Below are 591 nucleotides of genomic sequence, written 5' to 3' on the forward strand. Positions count from 1 at the left end.
GAACGACCACGACCCGCCGGCCGCCGTCACCGAGCCGACCGTCACCCCGCCGACCAGGACGTTGACCGTGTCGCCGGCCGTCGCCGCGCCGCTGAACGACTGGGTCGCCGCATTCGTGATGTTGTCGGTGTTCGACGAACCGCTGTCGCTCGCCGCCAGCAGGTCCGGCGCCGCCAGCGTCGCCGGCGCGGTCTGATCGACCACGATGTTCAGGGCCGTCGAGGCCGGCCCGGTGTTGCCGGCGGTGTCGGCCGCCACGGCCGTGATCGCGTAGCTGCCGGACGACAGCGAGGTGGCGAACGACCACGACCCGCCGGCCGCCGTCACCGAGCCGACCGTCACCCCGCCGACCAGCACGTTGACGGTGTCGCCGGTGGTCGCCGAGCCGCTGAACGACTGGCTCGCCGCGTTGGTGATGTTGTCGGTGTTCGACGAGCCGGTGTCGCTGGCCGCCAGCAGGTCCGGCGGGCCCAGGGTCACCGGCGCGGTCTGGTCAACCGTCAGGCCGAGCGAGGTCGAGGCCGGCCCGGCATTGCCGGCGGTGTCGGTGGCCTGCACCGTGATCGCATAGCTGCCGGCCGACAGCGAGAG

At 73.1% G+C, this 591-nt stretch carries 1 protein-coding gene; it reads right to left on the reverse strand.

Features of this window, described 5'->3' with window-relative positions:
- Positions 1–591 (reverse strand): Ig-like domain-containing protein (locus IE246_RS27815; protein ID WP_229837550.1); only part of this gene is annotated, 591 nt, incomplete at both ends.

The sequence above is a fragment of the Thalassobaculum fulvum genome, from assembly GCF_014652915.1.
Lineage (GTDB): Bacteria > Pseudomonadota > Alphaproteobacteria > Thalassobaculales > Thalassobaculaceae > Thalassobaculum_A > Thalassobaculum_A fulvum.